Source organism: Pedobacter frigidisoli, assembly GCF_032678525.1.
Taxonomy (GTDB): domain Bacteria; phylum Bacteroidota; class Bacteroidia; order Sphingobacteriales; family Sphingobacteriaceae; genus Pedobacter; species Pedobacter frigidisoli_A.
In genome coordinates this window covers 47,899-65,254 of the sequence record NZ_JAVTSE010000003.1, presented here as the reverse complement: position 1 = coordinate 65,254, position 17,356 = coordinate 47,899, and the positions used below count along the sequence as shown (strand labels likewise).

General features: G+C 39.1%; 20 protein-coding genes. 9 read left to right on the top strand and 11 right to left on the bottom strand.

Annotated features, from left to right (window positions below; translation table 11 throughout):
* Positions 1-73: 73 nt before the first annotated feature.
* The 8 genes from yidC to trpS form a co-directional block, all read right to left on the bottom strand.
* Positions 74-1,870: a membrane protein insertase YidC gene (yidC, locus tag R2Q80_RS09390; RefSeq protein WP_316799349.1), complete on the bottom strand. Its 1,797-nt coding sequence runs from the start codon at positions 1,868-1,870 to the stop codon at positions 74-76.
* Positions 1,871-1,890: 20 nt separating this feature from the next.
* Positions 1,891-3,507, bottom strand: a complete 1,617-nt coding sequence (locus R2Q80_RS09385; RefSeq protein WP_047797777.1) for a CTP synthase — start codon at positions 3,505-3,507, stop codon at positions 1,891-1,893.
* Between the two features lie 234 nt (positions 3,508-3,741).
* The gene (locus R2Q80_RS09380; protein ID WP_316799348.1) at positions 3,742-4,173 is read right to left on the bottom strand and encodes a hypothetical protein; all 432 of its coding nucleotides are present in this window, start codon (positions 4,171-4,173) and stop codon (positions 3,742-3,744) included.
* A 4-nt stretch (positions 4,174-4,177) separates the two neighbouring features.
* A complete protein-coding gene (locus R2Q80_RS09375) occupies positions 4,178-4,648 on the bottom strand; it encodes a hypothetical protein (RefSeq protein WP_316799347.1) in 471 nt (156 codons plus the stop codon).
* Positions 4,649-4,777: 129 nt separating this feature from the next.
* Positions 4,778-5,320 carry a hypothetical protein gene (locus tag R2Q80_RS09370; protein WP_316799346.1) on the bottom strand — a complete coding sequence of 181 codons (543 nt, stop codon included), beginning with the start codon at positions 5,318-5,320 and terminating at the stop codon, positions 4,778-4,780.
* 167 nt (positions 5,321-5,487) lie between these two features.
* A complete protein-coding gene (gene kdsB / locus R2Q80_RS09365) occupies positions 5,488-6,276 on the bottom strand; it encodes a 3-deoxy-manno-octulosonate cytidylyltransferase (protein WP_316799345.1) in 789 nt (262 codons plus the stop codon).
* Positions 6,277-6,295: 19 nt separating this feature from the next.
* Positions 6,296-6,910, bottom strand: coding sequence for a deoxynucleoside kinase (locus R2Q80_RS09360; RefSeq protein ID WP_316799344.1), 615 nt, complete (start codon positions 6,908-6,910; stop codon positions 6,296-6,298).
* 88 nt (positions 6,911-6,998) lie between these two features.
* Positions 6,999-7,997 (bottom strand): tryptophan--tRNA ligase, encoded by a 999-nt coding sequence (gene trpS / locus R2Q80_RS09355; RefSeq protein ID WP_316799343.1) that lies wholly within the window; start codon positions 7,995-7,997, stop codon positions 6,999-7,001.
* A 178-nt stretch (positions 7,998-8,175) separates the two neighbouring features.
* Between trpS and R2Q80_RS09350 the strand changes: the two genes are divergently transcribed.
* The 6 genes from R2Q80_RS09350 (at position 8,176) to R2Q80_RS09325 (ending at position 11,168) form a co-directional block, all read left to right on the top strand.
* Positions 8,176-8,904 (top strand): lysophospholipid acyltransferase family protein, encoded by a 729-nt coding sequence (locus R2Q80_RS09350; RefSeq protein ID WP_316799342.1) that lies wholly within the window; start codon positions 8,176-8,178, stop codon positions 8,902-8,904.
* Positions 8,901-9,191: an Asp-tRNA(Asn)/Glu-tRNA(Gln) amidotransferase subunit GatC gene (gene gatC / locus R2Q80_RS09345; protein ID WP_316799341.1), complete on the top strand. Its 291-nt coding sequence runs from the start codon at positions 8,901-8,903 to the stop codon at positions 9,189-9,191. The genes R2Q80_RS09350 and gatC overlap by 4 nt, the downstream gene beginning before the upstream one ends.
* A 92-nt stretch (positions 9,192-9,283) precedes the next feature.
* Positions 9,284-10,042, top strand: a complete 759-nt coding sequence (locus R2Q80_RS09340) for an ABC transporter ATP-binding protein (protein WP_316799340.1) — start codon at positions 9,284-9,286, stop codon at positions 10,040-10,042.
* The gene (locus tag R2Q80_RS09335) at positions 10,039-10,587 is read left to right on the top strand and encodes a cob(I)yrinic acid a,c-diamide adenosyltransferase (RefSeq protein ID WP_316799339.1); all 549 of its coding nucleotides are present in this window, start codon (positions 10,039-10,041) and stop codon (positions 10,585-10,587) included. Before R2Q80_RS09340 ends, R2Q80_RS09335 begins: the two co-directional genes overlap by 4 nt.
* A gap of 85 nt (positions 10,588-10,672) precedes the next feature.
* Positions 10,673-10,894, top strand: a complete 222-nt coding sequence (locus R2Q80_RS09330) for a DUF2795 domain-containing protein (RefSeq protein ID WP_010603503.1) — start codon at positions 10,673-10,675, stop codon at positions 10,892-10,894.
* A 115-nt stretch (positions 10,895-11,009) separates the two neighbouring features.
* Complete coding sequence (locus R2Q80_RS09325) at positions 11,010-11,168, top strand: lmo0937 family membrane protein (RefSeq protein WP_156166633.1); 159 nt, start codon at positions 11,010-11,012, stop codon at positions 11,166-11,168.
* Positions 11,169-11,265: 97 nt separating this feature from the next.
* On the opposite strand, the gene R2Q80_RS09320 is transcribed toward R2Q80_RS09325, so the two are convergent.
* Complete coding sequence (locus tag R2Q80_RS09320) at positions 11,266-11,934, bottom strand: 2-C-methyl-D-erythritol 4-phosphate cytidylyltransferase (RefSeq protein WP_316799338.1); 669 nt, start codon at positions 11,932-11,934, stop codon at positions 11,266-11,268.
* A gap of 82 nt (positions 11,935-12,016) precedes the next feature.
* Positions 12,017-13,066, bottom strand: coding sequence for a tRNA preQ1(34) S-adenosylmethionine ribosyltransferase-isomerase QueA (queA, locus tag R2Q80_RS09315; protein ID WP_316799337.1), 1,050 nt, complete (start codon positions 13,064-13,066; stop codon positions 12,017-12,019).
* Between the two features lie 199 nt (positions 13,067-13,265).
* On the opposite strand from queA, the gene R2Q80_RS09310 reads away from it, so the two are divergent.
* The gene (locus tag R2Q80_RS09310; protein ID WP_316799336.1) at positions 13,266-14,510 is read left to right on the top strand and encodes an ABC transporter permease; all 1,245 of its coding nucleotides are present in this window, start codon (positions 13,266-13,268) and stop codon (positions 14,508-14,510) included.
* 119 nt (positions 14,511-14,629) lie between these two features.
* Here R2Q80_RS09310 and R2Q80_RS09305 read toward each other — a convergent pair whose 3' ends face one another.
* Positions 14,630-15,826, bottom strand: coding sequence for a pyridoxal phosphate-dependent aminotransferase (locus R2Q80_RS09305; protein WP_316799335.1), 1,197 nt, complete (start codon positions 15,824-15,826; stop codon positions 14,630-14,632).
* Between the two features lie 112 nt (positions 15,827-15,938).
* Between R2Q80_RS09305 and R2Q80_RS09300 the strand changes: the two genes are divergently transcribed.
* Both R2Q80_RS09300 and R2Q80_RS09295 read left to right on the top strand, forming a co-directional pair.
* Positions 15,939-16,925 (top strand): cation diffusion facilitator family transporter, encoded by a 987-nt coding sequence (locus tag R2Q80_RS09300; protein ID WP_316799334.1) that lies wholly within the window; start codon positions 15,939-15,941, stop codon positions 16,923-16,925.
* Complete coding sequence (locus tag R2Q80_RS09295) at positions 16,912-17,352, top strand: NUDIX domain-containing protein (protein WP_316799333.1); 441 nt, start codon at positions 16,912-16,914, stop codon at positions 17,350-17,352. Before R2Q80_RS09300 ends, R2Q80_RS09295 begins: the two co-directional genes overlap by 14 nt.
* Positions 17,353-17,356: the final 4 nt, after the last annotated feature.

The following is a 17,356-nucleotide window of genomic DNA, read 5'->3' as shown; positions in this document are numbered from 1 at the left end:
TTAGAGGGGATGTAAAGCAAAGAAGCCACGACTGTTAAACAATCGTGGTCTCTATTCAATTTTAATAGTGCAATTATTTTTTAGCTTGCTGCTGCTGACGCATATAATCATCTAAACGCTGTTGGAATTTAGATTTTTTCTTTTTTTCATCAGCTGGTCTCGCTTTATTTTGTTGAATTAAAGCATGTATCTTATCGTCATCAACCATTTTACGAATTAAAATCTGCTGACCAAATGTCATTAAGTTCGCCAGGAAATAGTAGTAGTTCAATCCTGATGGGTAACTATTTAAAACACCAAGGAAAATAACCGGCATAATGTAGCCGATATACTTCATCTGACCGGTAGCACCAGACGTCTGGTTGTTGAAATAGGTCATGATTAATGTCGAAATCGTCATCAGTACGCACATCAAACTCAAGTGATCACCGATAAAAGGTAGCTTCACACCAAACTTGATGAATTCGTCGTAAGTTGATAGATCTTTCATCCACAAGAAACTTTCCCCTCGCAACTCAAACAGGTTAGGGAAAAAGAAAAAGAAAGCCATTACGAGTGGCAACTGTAATACCATAGGCAAACAACCACCAAGCGGATTTACACCAGCTTTTTTATATAATTTCAAATATTCCTGCTGAACAAGGGTTTGATTATCTTCACCTACCTTAGCTTTAATTTCATCCATTTCCGGCTTCAAAACTCTCATTTTGGCCATAGACAGGTAAGATTTGTAAGTCAACGGAGACAATGCAACTTTTAACAAAATCGTTAATACCAGGATGATTAAACCGAAGTTCCAGCCAAAGTTGTTCAGAAAATTAAAAACAGGCAATACGATAAAACGATTGATGTATTTTAATGGCCAGTAACCAAGATCAACCTGTTTTTCCAAATCATAACCCTGATCCTTTAACGCAGAAAATTTATTGGTTCCAAAGTAAAATTCCATGTCATAGCTTTGGTTTGGAGCGTGTGCATAGGCCAATTCCATGTTAGCATCATAAAACTTCACCTGTCCGGGAGCAGTCGGGATTTTAACTTCCAGACTGCCCTTATCAAAACCTTGTTTAGAAATTAAAGATGCCGAGAAAAAATGCTGTTTAAAGGAAAACCACTGTATTTTACCTTTGGTAAGTTCTTCTTTCTCATCCTTAGAAACACTCAGGTGGTCTACATCTCCATCAACATACTTGTAATATGGTGCTGAATATCTGTGTTCACTCTCGATCGACTTTTCTTGCTGTAATAATACCGTAGACCAGTTTAAATTAACCGCATTACCTGCTATCACTTGCTGAAGGCCAACCAGATTGATTTTGAAATCAACCTTGTTACTCAAGCCTTTCAAACTATAAACATATTCAACATACGCATTGGCACCGTAATCGGCACGCATTGTAACTTTATTACCAGCTTTAACTGGTTTAAAATACAAATCATTTGTATTGATTACTTTACCTGTTGCATTTAAAGTCAACCCAAATTTATTGGCTTCACCATCAAACAAGATTAAGGGTTTACCCGCAAATGTTTTCTGACCTTTAACTTCAACAGATGAAATTCTACCGCCCTTGTTGCTGAGGCTAATCAATAAATTTTCGTTTTCGAGTACGGTGTTGGTACTTGTACCGGCTAAAGCAGTGCCAAACGGACCTTTTAGTGCCAGAGAGTCAACTGTTGGAACCGTAGCGATAGTTTTAGCGGCAGTAGTATCTTTAACAACTGGTGCTATACCAGCCTTTTTTAAAGAGTCTTGGTGCTCAATTTCGCGGGCTTTTTTCATTTCGGCCTCGCTTGGCCTAAAAAAGTAGAATGATCCTGCCAATATGATCATGATCAGGAACATTCCTGTAAAGGTATTTCTATCCATTATATTTATTTGTACTGCTTTTAATTTGTTTTCTTTTTCGCATACTCCATTGCAGCGGCGACAAATTTAACAAAAAGTGGGTGAGGATTAGCAACTGTTGATTTTAATTCTGGGTGAAACTGTCCGCCAACAAAAAACGGGTGATTTTTAAGTTCAACTATTTCAACCAGGTTGGTTTGCGGATTAATTCCTGAAGCAACCATTCCTGCTTCTTCGTATTGTTTCAGATAAGCATTATTGAATTCATAACGGTGACGATGACGCTCATTAATATGTTGCTTGCCATATATCGCAAACGCCTTTGATCCCTTTTTAATGTCGCAAGGATAAGAACCTAAACGCATCGTACCCCCCATATTTACAATACTCTTTTGTTCTTCCATCATATTAATTACCGGATTTGCAGCCTCAGGATCAATCTCGGTAGTATGTGCGCCTTTTAAGCCCAGCACGTTACGTCCGTATTCAATCACCGCACATTGCATTCCTAAACAGATACCAAAGAAGGGAACATTATTCTCTCTTACGTATTTGATGGTATCAATTTTACCTTCAATTCCACGGCTTCCGAAACCAGGGGCAACTAATACGCCCTGTAAATGTCCAAGCTTTTCTTTCACATTATCCGGAAAAATACTTTCCGAGTGAATATACTCCACCTTTACTTTACATTCGTTTTTAGAACCTGCATGAACAAATGATTCAATAATTGACTTGTAAGCATCAGGTAATTCCACATATTTACCAACCAGACCGATTTTAACCTCGGCAGTAGGGTTTTTTAAGCGACCAAGAAAATCTTTCCAGCTTTCCATGTCCGGATCGTTTTTAGTTGGCAGCTTTAATTTTGCTAAAACCGTTTTATCTAATTGTTCTTTTAACATTAACAATGGCACATCATAAATAGTGGATGCATCCATCGATTCGACTACCGCATTAATGTTAACATTACAAAATAATGCTATTTTTTTTCTAAGGTCTGGGCCAAGATGGTGTTCTGTTCTGCAAACCAGAATATCTGGTTGAATTCCATATTCAAGTAAAGCTTTTACTGAGTGTTGTGTAGGCTTCGTTTTTAATTCGCCAGCGGCCGCCAGGTATGGTACTAATGTGAGGTGAATAACAATTGCATTTGAACTTCCTTCCTCCCATTTGAACTGCCTAACCGCTTCAATAAAAGGTAAGGATTCAATATCGCCAACAGTACCGCCAAGCTCCGTAATCACAATATCGTAATCTCCGCTTTCACCCAAAATGCGCATGTTACGTTTAATCTCATCTGTAATATGAGGAACCACCTGCACTGTTTTACCCAGATATTCGCCTTTACGTTCTTTTTGAATGACGTTTTGATAAATACGGCCGGTTGTAATATTATTGGCTTGTGATGTTGGAACGTTTAGGAAACGCTCATAATGACCAAGATCTAAATCTGTTTCTGCACCATCTTCCGTAACAAAACATTCGCCGTGTTCATATGGATTTAATGTTCCGGGATCGATATTAATGTACGGATCGAATTTTTGAATGGTTACACGGTAGCCCCGTGCCTGTAAAAGTTTAGCTAAAGATGCGGATATGATGCCCTTACCTAAAGAGGAAGTAACACCGCCCGTAACAAAAATATACTTAGTCATGATTTTGATTTTTTACAGCAAAAGTGTTCTTATTGCTGCTTTTTGTACGGGATACAAAGGTAGGAAAATTAGTTGTTTCTGCTCTGGTAAAATGAAGATTATTAAAAAATGATAATGCAATGTGATTCAGGATAATAACATATCTGATAACCCAAAATCGTAAAATCAGGAGTTATTTAGTTCAATTCAAACGGGGCATCAACGCATTGTAAAGGCTAAACCTGGCCTTTCGGTTCATTTTCTGGCTCTAAGCAGATGACTCCGTTTTCTTAAACAAAATACCCCAGTAAAGCTTGTTAACAAAAACAGATAAAACACCTGGCTATCCAGAGGGCACTGATAAACTTTAGAATTATTGAAGTAAACGCGTACACCTAACTGGAATGCATTGTCAATGTACTCTGCCTGGCAACTCCCGCCCTGAGGAACAGAACGTACGACAACATCGCTGGTTAATACAAATAAGTCTGTTCCCGATGTACAAGATGCAGGGCTGGTATATTGAAAATAATAGGGCTCATCGAATTTCTCAGGGTTACTCGTTCCGATGTTAATTTGGTGTGTATAGATCCGTCCCATATATCTACATCCATAAACTACATCAGAAAATGCATCACCAGAACGAAAAAACAGAAACAGGATGATTAAGGCCCACTGAGTTTTCATAACGCTAAATGTTTGGATCAGAATAGGGGGCGCTGATTATGCGTAATACACCGAACCCCAGAATTGCAGAAATAAAAAGCCATAGCCATGAATTGGTATCAAGCGGACAACTGACAACGTTCAAGGTCATTTCGACTCCGCAGAAACCGTTGGCATAGCAGGTGCGATTAGTAGACCTCGGTATCACGGGATTGTAACACGCATCTGGATCGACACGTATACCGTTGGTGTATTGTACTATTTTCCCATCTGCGTTAACAGTAGTGGTAGAGGTGCTACACACACCACCTGATTTACTTGGATTATATGTTGGGTTATTATTAACATAGCTACGCGTAGTGGTAGCTGTGAGGTAAAAATTGCTTCCGGTACTGCAACAAATACCATTATCGCTAACGATAACACAGCCAGTCTGCGCAAATGACTGCACAATAAAAACAGAAGAAACCAATAGTAATAAAAATATCCTTTTCATAAAAAATTATAAAAAGGGATGGATTTACAACAATAGGGGAGTTAGTACGGAGACTAAGACGGTTTGATCAATGTAAAAATAGGCTTTTAAAATCGTAACAACAAATATTAAATCAGCTATCGATTAGGATCAACAGCAATTATAATAAATTTTCACCTTCTTTTCTTTTTCACTCCAGGCGATATAAAGGTTATTCTCTTTACTTAACCGGTATTTAAAGCCATTCAAGCCTGATTTCTTTAATTCTTCATAAAGCGCTTTATCAGGGACATACTTGTCCGCTTTATCCTCAGGCATCACCGCTGGTTCAAGAAAATTATCTTCCGAAAAAAAGTCATCTGCAATCGTTTTCAAAAAGATCACCTGATCCTTCTCTTTAGATAAATCTACGTTAGGATCAGTACTGCCCAACAAATCAGTTCCTTTTAATTTGGTATGATATAGCTCCTGGCCCGCTGCATTTTTAATCGTAAAATTCAATACCATCTCCTCTGGCTTTCTTCCGGTAAGCTCTATCTTAAAAGTATCAGGTACATCCAGATTTGAGAATGATTTTGTAATTATTTGATTTACATTTTTAAATTCAACAGACCCCTCTTTTTTACCTGAATCAGATTGACAGGCAGAAAAGAACAGAACAGATGCAAGAATAAAGAATAGCGGATTTCTCATAGCCGAAAATACAAATTTTAGGGATTTATACCGATGAAATTCAAAAAGAATAACCAAGAAACAACCATAACCGAAAAATGGACATACTCCTTTTCGTCCTGCTGCCCAAGGCGGTTATTCTTTAAGAATGTATTCCTCTAATTAAATAAAAAAAGCTTTTTTTTGCGCTATTCGAGTTTCAAAGCCTCTAGTAATTTGTTTAGTTTTACTAAATCTTCAGGCGTATCAATAGCAACCGTTTCCAGATCTGTAATTTTTGTTTGTATGTAAAAGCCGTTTTCAATCCAGCGTAACTGCTCCAGGCTTTCTGCAATTTCCAAAGAGGATGGAGGAAGTTTGGTGATTGCCTTTAATGCCTCCGCACGATAGCCATAAATACCTATGTGCTTGTAAAACTGATGTTTTTCCGCCCAAACACCCGGTTCGCCGCTTCTGATGAACGGAATAGGACTACGGCTAAAGTACATCGCCCGCCCGTGTATATCAATCACTACTTTCGGACTATTTGGATTGTAAATACTTTCCTGGCTTTGAATCGGCTTGATTAACGTTGCCAATTCTACCTTATTATCTGTAAAGCTGCTTGCCAGCAAATCAATCTGAGCTGGTTCAATAAATGGCTCATCACCCTGTATGTTAATTACGATATCAAAATCAGGAAGCTTTTCTATCACTTCAGCACAGCGATCCGTTCCGCTTTGATGATGTGCAGCGGTGAAAACGAAGTCCCCGCCAAATCTTTGAACTTCTTCAGCAATCCGTTCATCATCGGTAGCAACAACCACCTTTGCTAAACTTCTGGCTTTACTGGCTTGCTCATAAACCCGCTGGATCATACTTTTGCCGGCAATGTCAACCAAAGGTTTACCCGGAAAACGGGTAGAAGCATAACGCGCCGGAATGATTCCAATGATTTTTGAATCACTTGTAGCCGATTCTTGCTGATTTATGCTCATATATTGTAATTTCTTCTCCTTAGAATAATCCGTTTATTTCAGCTTCAATCGACTGAATTACGGTTCCCAGATCTTCCGGGTTGTTTGTAAAATCCAGTTTGTCTTTATCCAGAATTAAAAGTTTTCCTAAGCTATAACCTTTTATCCAGGCTTCATATTTTTCGTTCAGTTTCGAAAGATAGTCAATTCGTATTCCCGCTTCATATTCGCGCCCGCGACGTTGAATGTTATTTACCAGCGTTGGGACAGATGCCCTTAAATAAACCAATAAATCCGGAGGTTTAATAAAAGAGGTAATGTTATCAAATATTGCACGATAATTATCATGATCGCGCGTGGTCATTAACGCCATATCATGAAGGTTTTCGGCGAAGATGTGTGCATCCTCGTAAATCGTTCTGTCCTGAATTACATTGCGTTTATTTACTTCAATATCAGTAATTTGCTGGAAGCGGCTATTCAAAAAATAAATCTGAAGATTAAAGCTCCAGCGTTTCATATCGCCATAAAAGTCTTCCAGATAAGGGTTGTTGTCCACAGCTTCGTATAAAGCTTCCCATCCATAATTTTTGGCCAGTAAACCTGTTAAAGTTGTTTTACCGGCGCCAATGTTTCCTACGATTGCTATGTGCATCTTTTTTGGTATGAGATTTGAGAGGTGAGCAATTAGAAAGACAAATTTGCCTAATCTATAAGCTAAAGCTCAAACCTGTTAATATTAATTAAAAACTTTTAAATCCGATTAAACTACGAACTTCCCTGATTGTTTTTTGCGCACTTTCGCGGGCTTTTAAAGCACCGTGCTTGGCCACCTGCCTAAGGTATAATTCATCTTTCGACAGCTCCTCTATACGCTCCCTTATCGGCGAATTAAAAACAATCATATCTTCGGCCAGTTGTTTTTTCATGTCACCATACCGGATTTGCATTTTATTATACAATCCGTCGAAATGTTCAACCGTATCTGGCGTAGAAACAATTTTCATCAGATCAAAAAGATTTTGAATGGCTTCAGGTTTATCCTGATTTTCTTCTGTAGGGCCGCTATCACTTACCGCTCTTGCAACTTTTTTACGGATCACTTCCGGACTGTCAGACAAATAAATACAGTTCCCATCGCCGTCTGATTTACTCATCTTTCCTTTTCCTTCCAAACCGGGTACTTTGACCAGATTTTCAGCATAATTAAACGCAAAAGATTCAGGGAAAAAATCTGCGTTATACATTCTGTTAAAACGGTTACCGAAATTACGCGTCATTTCCAGATGTTGTTCCTGATCTTTTCCGACAGGCACTTTGGTTGCACGGTGAATGAGTATATCTGCAGCCATTAATGTTGGATAGGTTAATAAACCAGCATTAACATTATCAGGGTTCGATCTTATTTTTTCTTTGAAGGAAGCACTTCTTTCCAGCTCGCCCAGATAGGCATTCATGTTAAGGTATAAATACAATTCTGAAACTTCTGGTACATCAGATTGGACATATATTGTCGTTTCTTCCGGATTGATGCCGCAAGCTAAATATTCCACCAGAACGTGACGCACATAACCGTGCAAATCGCCAGGGGTGGGGTGAGTGGTTAACGAATGAAGATCGGCAATAAAAAAATAGCAGTTGTAATCATACTGCATCTTCACAAAGTTAGTTACTGCACCAAAATAATTTCCTAAATGTAGCTTTCCTGTTGGCCTGATGCCACTCACCACTGTTTCTTTCATAATGGCACGAAATTAAAAATAAAATACATCCGATGCATATTTTGTAAACAATTTAATCTGAAAGTATCCTTCAGGCGATGCAAATCAGAATGTGAATTTCAGGCAGGCGGAGATAGATTGAAAAAATATGACCTGCAAAATTGATATTGTCACCCTATTTTATATTTTTGATATACCTATGATTAATTTCTTACGCCAGGCACACCGGGTATGGTTTCTTTTTTGGATCATATTCTTTTTTGCTCTGCTTTATCCGTTCTACTACCTTACATCCCGTAACGAAAAGTATTACGGGGCCCTCAACTTTTGCAGAAAGCTAAACAGTTTGTTGTGCAGCTTTTTCGCGGGGGTATTTTTTTGCTACACATTTGAAGAAAAGCTGAATAGTGAGCAAACCTATATTTATTGCGCCAACCACAGTTCTAATCTGGATATTATGGTTTTCTGTATCATGTGTTCAGGAAGATACCACTTTATGGGGAAGGACGAGTTACTTAAAAATCCTGTTCTAAGCATCTTTTTCAAAACCATTGATATATCTGTGAATAGAGAAAGTAAAATTTCAGCCTTTAGGGCGTTTAAAAAAGCCGGCGATAACCTGGAAAAGGGGATGAGTCTGATTATTTTTCCTGAAGGCAAAATTGATGATCACTATCCTCCAAAACTGGGTGAGTTTAAGAATGGACCTTTCCGCCTCGCAATCGACAAAAATATCCCGCTGATACCGGTGAGCATTACGAATGTATGGAAGATCAACTGGGATGACGGAGCAAAATATGGAAGTAAGCCGGGAATTTGCGATATTTACATTCACAAACCCATCAATACTGCTTCCCTGGCTATTGATGACGCTGACGTTTTAAAAGAAAAAGTGTTCCAATTAATTGATAGTAAACTAATAGTATGAATTTAGACGCAAAAACCATCCATAAAATAGCCGATTTAGCCAGAATTCATATCGATGAAAAAGAGGTGGATACGCTCATTCCTGAAATGAATAAAATTTTATCCTTTATGGAAAAGCTAAACGAGCTGGATACGAATGACGTAAAACCACTGGTTTACATGAATGAAGCCACCAACGTTTGGCGTGAAGACATCGTTAAACAGGAAATTTCTACATCAGATGGTCTCAAAAATGCCGCTAAATATACTGATGCATTTTTCATGGTTCCAAAAATTATTGAAAAATAAAAGGCATACATATAGCACCAGTTCAGAGTTTGCCTATATTTTGCCATGGCTGTAACATCTCTACCATAAGCCTTGTCTAAAAAAGAAAAAACATGGAGAAACCACTCATCACGATAAAAGAAATTGGTCGCAAATATGTTATTGGATCTGAGATTATCCATGCTTTAAAATCAGTTTCCCTTGATATCAACAAAGGGGAATTTGTTGCTTTAATGGGCCCTTCCGGTTCAGGCAAATCCACGTTAATGAATATTCTGGGATGCCTGGATACGCCTACAAACGGATCTTATATCCTCAACGGTACAGATGTAAGCCGGATGAGCGATGATGCTTTAGCAGAAGTACGAAACAAGGAAATTGGTTTTGTTTTTCAAACTTTCAATCTTCTTCCCCGTTCTACGTCCCTGGATAATGTAGCACTACCTTTAATTTATGCCGGGAACAGTAAAAAAGATCGCGAAGCACGTGCCGCTACCGCATTACAGAATGTTGGACTAGGCAACCGGATGGATCACAAACCCAATGAGCTTTCAGGAGGTCAACGCCAGCGTGTGGCTGTCGCCCGTGCGTTAATCAATGACCCGTCAATTATCCTGGCCGATGAGCCTACGGGAAACCTGGATACCAAAACCTCGATCGAAATTATGGGCTTGCTTGAAGAAATCCACAGCAAAGGAAATACTATTATCCTGGTAACGCATGAGGAAGACATCGCTCAACATGCTCACCGAATTGTGCGTATGCGCGATGGACTGATCGAAAATGATTACATCAATACAGACATTAAAAACGTTTCACCACGATTACAAGCCTTAAAAGATAGCGGCAGTGATTGGGAGAAGATATCATGAAAATCTATACCAAATCCGGCGATAAGGGCCAAACTTCGCTAATCGGTGGTACAAGGGTACCAAAATATCACTTACGCATTGAAACCTACGGTACGGTCGACGAACTCAATTCCTATATCGGTTTAATCATGAGCCAGGATATTGATCCACATTCGAAACAACTTCTCAAAGAGATACAGGACCGCCTGTTTACAGTGGGTGCATCCCTGGCAGCGGATCCCGAAAAATCAAAAATGAAAATTCCTGATTTACATGATGCGGATGTAGAGTTGCTTGAACAAGAGATGGACGCCATGAATGTTATGCTGCCGGCACTGAAACATTTTGTTCTGCCAGGTGGCAATACTGTCGTTTCATATTGTCATGTTGCCAGATGTGTTTGCCGGCGGGCAGAAAGACTAACAACAGAATTGGCAGAAAATAGCTTTGTGGATGAGCGTGTAATCGTTTATCTCAACCGCCTGAGCGATTATTTATTCGTTTTGGCACGAAAACTGACGAAGGATTTTAACGCGGAAGAAAACATTTGGATACCCCGTGTTTAATAGTGGAAAAATAAGTTTGCTTTGCTCAAATATTTTAATATACTTTGCGCATAGTTAAGAATAAAAATTTAACTGAATTTAAGATATGTATTGGACATTAGAATTAGCATCGCACCTGGAAGACGCACCATGGCCTGCAACTAAAGATGAATTAATTGATTACGGTATCCGTTCTGGTGCACCGGTAGAGGTTATTGAAAACTTACAGGCACTGGAAGATGATGGCGAGCCTTATGAAACCATTGAGGAAATCTGGCCTGATTATCCTACTAAAGAAGATTTCTTTTTTAACGAGGATGAATACTAGAAATTTAAAAAGATAAAAACCGCTCAGCATGCTGAGCGGTTTTTTTTTTACAACTTTTAAACAAAATCCTGTACCGTGTTGTTACTACTTCAACATTTACTTAAAAATTAACACTATGGGAAATTTATTGTATTTAGTAGCGGTAGTATTGGTAATACTATGGGTTATAGGATTTTTATTTCACGGATTTGGAGATGTAGGTAACATCATCCACGTGCTATTGGTAATCGCAGTTATAGCTATTCTGCTGAAAGTGATCGGCAGGGCTGCTTAAGATATATTTAAGCAAACATTCATCAGTTTTAAAAGTAGATCTTAGCAAACAGATGAATTAGAAAAGGTGTTCTGATGCTCAGAGCACCTTTTCTTTTTTATTTTTTAAGCAGAAGTTCCGCGAACGCCAGATCAATCGGGAAGGTGATCTTGATATTACTTCGTTCTCCTTCAATGATATTAATTTCTTCTCCTATAGCTTCTACAACACTCGCATCATCTGTAAAATGGCTTGTAAAAGTCTGCGTATAAGCCCGCCTTAACACATCCGAACTGAATGTCTGAGGCGTTTGAACCAGGTAAATCTCATCGCGCTTGAGGGAGGCCGTTTTTCCCTCACTCCATAATCGCACGCTGTCACTTGACTGCACTGCCGCAATTACATTACCTTTTAGTTCGGCTTGTACAAAACAGCTATCGATCAGTTCCTTTGAAACTAAAGGCCTTACAGCATCATGAATAGCAACAAAGCCAGCTCCGGGAATCACATCAACTGCATTCTTAACGGAATAGAAACGCTCGGAACCTCCATCAATGACTTCATGGGGAACATGAAAATTAAACTCCTCGCAAAGTCTCCTCCAGTATCCTTGCTGTTCGGCACTTAACACTAATAGTATCTTGGGTTGCGTATTGCTTTGTGCAAAAGCTCTAATCGTATGCATCAAAACCGGAAGGTTCTTCAGCAAGAGAAATTGTTTAGGCGTTTCGGTTTGCATCCGGTTACCAGAACCGCCGGCCACAATTATAGCGTAGTATTTCATCATCAAAAGTATCAAGTATTTAGTATCAAGTAGCAGGTACAAAAGTTAAATTCCTGTTACCTGATACTCAATACTTGAATCTATTCTAGATAATCAGCATGGCATCGCCATAGCTGTAAAATTTATATTTTTCTTTTACAGCAACTTCATATGCATTCATTACATTTTCATAACCACCAAAAGCGCTCACCATCATCAATAGTGTAGACTCAGGAGTATGGAAATTGGTAATCATTGAATTTGCAATACTAAAATCGTAAGGTGGGAAGATGAACTTACTGGTCCAGTCATTCGCTGCCTTCAACGTTCTGTTGGCAGAAACCGCAGATTCGATAGAACGCATTGAAGTAGTACCTACCGCACAAACTCTTCGTTTAGCTTCCAGCGCTTTATTTACAATGTCAGCATCTTTTTGTTCGATGATGAATTGCTCAGAATCCATTTTATGCTTAGTCAAATCCTCAACCTCAACCGTTCTGAAAGTACCTAAGCCTACGTGCAAGGTAACTTCAGCAAACTCAACACCTTTAAGTTCCAGGCGTTTCATCAACTCACGGCTAAAGTGTAAACCAGCAGTTGGTGCTGCAACAGCGCCCTCATGTTTGGCAAAGATGGTCTGATAACGCTCTTTATCTTCAGCGGTAGCTTTGCGTTTAATGTATTTAGGAAGCGGGGTTTCACCCAAAATCTCTACATTTTTTCTGAACTCTTCATCGGTTCCCTCAAACAAAAAGCGAATGGTACGACCGCGGGATGTTGTATTATCTACAACCTCTGCAACCAGCAAATCATTTTCACCGAAGTAAAGTTTATTACCAACACGAATTTTACGTGCCGGATCTACTAATACATCCCACAAACGCAATTCTTTATTTAACTCACGTAAAAGAAAAACTTCAATAGTAGCACCGGTTTTTTCCTTATTGCCATATAAACGTGCAGGAAAAACTTTGGTGTTGTTCAATATCATAACATCCTTGTCATCGAAATAACCCAGAACATCCTTAAATATTTTATGCTCAATTTTACCACTGTCTTTGTGCAAAACCATTAAACGTGCTTCATCGCGTTCTTCTGATGGAGTATGGGCAACTAACGACTCTGGTAAGTTGAATTTAAATTGTGATAATTTCATTCCTGATGAATTTTTTGAGGTGCAAAAATACGAATTTAATATTTCTTTTTTGTATTTAAAGAAACGCAATTACCGATATTATGTTTTAAAGGCTGTTTATATGACTTAATTCTGTGCCGAACTGCGCATTGAACATAAAATTAATTAGTTTTGATAGATGTTGTAACCTTTTCGGCAATAAAGCATCTAAACACTGATTATGATTATTTTTAGGCTAATAGGCGAAAGTTTCCGTTTTGCGTTTGATGCATTACGTCAGAATAAATTACGTACCATGTTATCGCTCTTAGCCATAACCATCGGGATATTTACCATTATAACTGTATTCTCGGCAGTCGACACCTTTCGGGGTAAACTCCAGGCGAGCGTTGATAAGCTGGGTTCAAACACCATTTTTGTCCAGAAGTGGCCATGGAGTTTTAGCGATAATTATCCCTGGTGGAAATACATGAACCGCCCGGAACCCTCTCTCCGCGATTTTCAGTCTCTAAAAGAACGAATGGAAAATGCCAAAGGCATTACTTTCGAAATATCAACCAGTAACAGAACCATTAAATACAGGAGTAACTCTGTTGAGGGGGTTACCATTTCCGCCGCTTCGCAGGACTTTGATAAAACCTGGAATTTTGAACTGCAGGACGGACGCTACTTTACAGAAAGCGAAAGCAATAACGGAGCCCCTGTACTGATCATGGGAGCAGATATTGCCGAGGGTTTATTTGGTTCTGAAGATCCTAAAGGAAAACAGGTCCAGATATTGGGAAGGAGACTAACTGTTATCGGGGTATTTAAGAAAGAAGGAGAAGATATTTTTGGGACAACCCTTGACAAAAACGTCAATATCCCCGTTAATTTCGCTAAAGGCGTGCTCGACATTCAAAGTGAGCGTTATGATCCACAGATTACGGTGCGTGGAAATGACAATGTATCGCTGGAAGAAATTGAAAGTGAACTCCAGGGCCTGATGCGGTCCATCCGCAGAATACGCCCGGGTCAGGAAGATGATTTCGCCCTGAATAAAACATCAATAATTTCCAACAAACTCGACTCCATGTTTACCATGGTAAACTGGGCAGGATGGATAATTGGCGGTTTCTCCATATTGGTAGGAGGCTTCAGTATCGCCAACATCATGTTTGTGTCTGTTAAAGAACGAACAAATATTATCGGAATACAGAAATCTCTGGGCGCGAAGAACTATTTTATTCTCTTGCAGTTCATATTCGAATCTATATCACTTTGCATTCTTGGTGGCCTGCTTGGCCTCATCCTGGTTTATCTGATGGCACTGGCAATAGGTGCGGCAACCGATTTCCATATCATACTGGGGTTGAATAATATTGCACTGGGTATAGGTATTTCGATTATCATAGGAACTATTTCCGGATTCTGGCCTGCATATTCTGCCTCAAAATTAGATCCCGTGGAAGCCATAAGGAGCTAAACCTCCCTTACCATATTCAGGTTGCAGCAATCATTTCGGTAGAGATATCAAATGCAACCTAAAAAAAATCCCTCGTCAAAGTTAAATCTGCCGAGGGATTACATTTTTAAAAGCAACTTTTAGTTCAGCTTAGCTAAAGCTTCCTTAATTCTCTTCAATGCTTCAACTAAACTCTCATCTGATGCCGCGTAAGATAAACGGATGTAATTGTTATTTCCAAAGGAATCACCACCTACGGTAGCTACGTGACCCACATTTAACAAGTACAAAGCCAGGTCCGATGAATCTTTGATCACGTTGCCTTCAGCATCTTTTTTACCAAAAAAGGAACTGATTTCCGGAAAGAAATAGAATGCGCCATCAGGCAGGTTTGTTTTAACGCCAGGAATCTCATTTAATAAATTGTAAACCAGCTCTCTTCGGCGTAAAAATGCTTCTTTCATTTTCAGCACGCTTTCAAGTCCCTGCTCGTAGGCAACAATGCCAGCTCTCTGGGCGATTGAACAAGTACCAGATGTAGTTTGTCCCTGCAGCTTATCATTAGCGGCTGCAATCTCTTTATTTGCGGCGATATAGCCCAATCTCCAGCCAGTCATAGCAAATGCTTTTGAGAAACCATTTACAATAATTACCCGGTCTTTTATGCTATCAAACTGTGCAATCGATTCATGCTGATCAACAAAGTTGATGTGCTCGTAAATTTCGTCAGATAAGATGTAGATATTGGGGTATTTTTCAAAAACTTTAACCAGCGCTGCCAGTTCATCTTTACTATAAACTGAACCGGTAGGGTTACAGGGAGAAGAGAACATGAACAATTTAGACTTCGGTGTAATCGCCGCTTCTAACTGTGCTGGTGTGATTTTGAAATTGCTATCCAGATCAGTATCAATAAACACTGATTTTCCTTCTGCCAGCGTCACCATTTCCGAATAAGAAACCCAGTATGGAGTAGGGATAATCACTTCATCATCTGGATCAATTAACGTTAAAATCACGTTTGATAGCGATTGTTTAGCACCTGTTGAAACAACGATCTGCGAAATGTCGTAATCCAGATTATTTTCAGTCTTTAATTTATTAACGATTGCCTGGCGTAAATCAGGATAACCTGGTACGGGCGAATAACGGGTGTAATTCTCGTCTAATGCTTTTTTTGCAGCATCTTTAACGTGTTCTGGAGTGTTGAAATCGGGTTCACCAACGCTTAAACTAATAATGTTAATTCCCTTGGAAGCTAATTCGCGGCCAAGTTTAGTCATTTTAAGGGTTGCAGATTCTGACAGGCTGTTGATTCTTTTAGATAAGGTGCTCATGGTTAATTACTTTGAGCGCAAATATATAAACCAAATATTATTCTGCACTAAAAAAGCCTGAGTTTTTCTCATTTTATTTCTCGCATAAGCGTATTTTTGTAAAAAAAAGTTCGTGACGGTAAAGAAGAAAGCAATTGTAATTTCACTGGCGGTGAGTGTGATATTGATGTTAGCCAAGTTTGTTGCATACTTTATCACAGGTTCCAACGCCATTCTAACAGATGCAGCCGAAAGCATTGTGAATGTAATAGCGGGGAGTTTTGCCTTCTACAGTATTTATCTCAGTACTCAGCCACGCGATGAAAACCATCCTTACGGGCATGGTAAGGTTGAATTCTTTTCAGCTTTTGTAGAAGGGATACTTATACTCATAGCCGGTGTTATTATTATTTTTAAATCTTCATATAACCTCATCTATCCCCATGCCGTAGGAAAGCTGCTGGAAGGAACTTTGATTATTGGCATCACCGGTGTCATCAACTTAATTGTTGGATTATACCTCATCAAAACTGGTGAGCGCGAACATTCCATCACATTAAAGGCAGATGGACAACACCTGCTTACTGATACCTATACCAGCATTGCCATTGTCATTGGACTGATACTGATTCAGATTACTGATGTCATCTGGCTGGATAGTCTGCTTTCTGTTCTCGTTGGATTTTATATTGTTTATTCTGGTTATAAGCTAACCAGGGGATCAATCGGCGGGTTAATGGATGAAAGCGATTTTCAGTTGGTGGAAGAAGTAGTTGAACTGCTACAGAACAACCGCCACAATCCCTGGATTGATGTACATAACCTTCGTACTCAACAATACGGACCAGAGTTTCATATTGATTGCCACGTTACTTTGCCTTACTATTTTGATCTGAACGAGGTGCATAGGGAAATCTCACAAATCGACGAGTTAATCAATAAAAGCGGCGTAAGAAAGGCAGAACTTTTTATTCATGCTGATCCATGCTTACCCGAATGTTGCAATTATTGCCACATGAGTGAATGCCCGGTTAGACAAGAACCATTCAGAAAAGAAATCACCTGGACCCCTGAGATTGTCATCAGAAACAAAAAACATTTCGAAAATGAGCTACTTTAATGTCAGGGTATACGGCCTGTTACTCAATGATCAGGATGAAGTTCTGGTTAGCGATGAAGAAGAACATGGTTTTCGCTTCAGCAAATTCCCGGGTGGTGGCCTGGAATTTGGAGAGGGATTAATCGACGGATTAAAACGGGAATTTATGGAAGAATGTAATGCGGAAATTGAAGTCTTATCTCATTTCTATACCACAGACTTCTACGAAAAATCTTCTTTTAATGAAAGTCAGATCATCAGTGTCTATTATTTAGTAAAAGAGAAGGCACCTTTAACGCTTAATTTCAAAACTAAAATTTATGATTTTGATGGGGAAGGGGATATACTTCAGGCCTTCCGATGGGTTTCAATAGCGAATTTAAACATTGACGAAATTACTTTCCGTACCGACAAAACAGTTGCTCAGCTTTTGAAACAACAATTTTAACCGT